1 protein-coding gene is annotated in these 1421 nt (G+C 66.8%); it reads left to right on the top strand.

Features of this window, described 5'->3' with window-relative positions:
- The first annotated feature begins 225 nt into the window (after positions 1–225).
- Positions 226–1404 (top strand): IS110 family RNA-guided transposase, encoded by a 1179-nt coding sequence (locus K4G59_RS19725; RefSeq protein ID WP_231252769.1) that lies wholly within the window; start codon positions 226–228, stop codon positions 1402–1404.
- The last annotated feature ends 17 nt before the right edge of the window (positions 1405–1421 follow it).

Genomic DNA, 1421 nt, shown 5'->3' with positions numbered 1-1421 from the left:
CTACTAGACGATTCCGGTAGGACCGACGTCTGGCCAGACTCGGTCCAGGTGATCGGCGAGCAGCTCTCCAAGCGGCTGCCCACCGGCTTTTCTGGTGTGGCTCACTATCGGTCTGCAGCCCGCCGGTCACCGTGACGAGGCGTGGCTCAAGAAGGGACTGCCCTGCTCGTAGTAGCAATGCCCACCTCGCCGCCCATCCGGTTCGAGCACAGGCGGGAGCAGCACATGCAACAGCAGACGGAGCACGTGATCATCGGGGTCGATCCCCACAAGCTGTCGGCCACGATCGAGGTCGTCGACCAGCACGAAAGGTTGCTCGGGTCGGGGCGGTTCACCACCGACCGTGCCGGTTACGCAGCGATGCGCAGCTACGCGAAGACCTGGCCGGACCGGGTCTGGGCCGTCGAGGGAGCCAACGGCGCTGGCCGCCCGCTCGCGCAGCGTTTGTTGGAGGACGGTGAGCAGGTCGTCGACGTCCCGGCCAAGCTGTCTGCTCGGGTCCGACTCTTCGACACCGGCCACAACCGCAAGACCGACGCCCACGACGCCCACGCGGTCGCGGCCGTCGCGGTACGCACCAAGAACCTGCGCGTGCTGCAACTCGATGGCGAGCTCGAGGCACTGCGGATGCTCACCGACCGACGCGAAGCACTCACCCGGCGGCGGGTCCAAACCGTCGACCGGCTCCAGGCGTTGCTCGCAGAACTCCTGCCAGGACAGGCGAAACGCGACCTCACCACCGGTCAGGCCAAGACCATGCTCGCCTCAGTCCGACCCCGTGACATCGCCGGCAAGACCCGCCGCCGCATCGCCGCAGAAGAGCTCGCCGAACTGATCGCAGTCGAGGCCAAGATCAAAAGGTCCACCGCCGAGTTGAAGGCCATCGTGCTCGCCCGCGGCTCACGGCTGATGGATATCCACGGCGTCGGACCCGTTGTCGCTGCAAGGACGTTGGCCGACGTCGGTGACGTCACCCGGTTCGCCGACCGCAACCGGTTCGCGTCCTGGACCGGCACCGCACCCCTCGACGCGTCCTCGGGTGAGCAGAACCGGCACCGCTTGTCGCGTGCCGGGAACCGGCGGATGAACCACATGATCCATATCGCTGCGATGAGCCAGATCCGCCTCGACACCGACGGCCGCGTCTACTACCGACGCAAGCGAGCCGAGGGCAAGAAGTCCCTCGAAGCGATCAGGTGCCTCAAGCGCAGGATCTCCGACGCGATCTACCGACAGCTCATCGAGGACGCACAACGCGCCGCCGTCGAGGACCTTGGCACGGGTCCGGGAGGGCACTGCGGGGCGACTCTTCAATCCAGCGCGGTCGACCTGCACCCGCACATCGACACTTCGGATCAGCCACTTCCCGGACCCGCGGAGAAGACGCTACGCCGAACCGGTTGACAACAGAAGGGAGCCGG

This window comes from Nocardioides furvisabuli, assembly GCF_021083185.1.
GTDB lineage: Bacteria > Actinomycetota > Actinomycetes > Propionibacteriales > Nocardioidaceae > Nocardioides > Nocardioides furvisabuli.
Note: the sequence above shows the minus strand (reverse complement) of the source record. Positions and strands in the feature narration are given on the sequence as shown.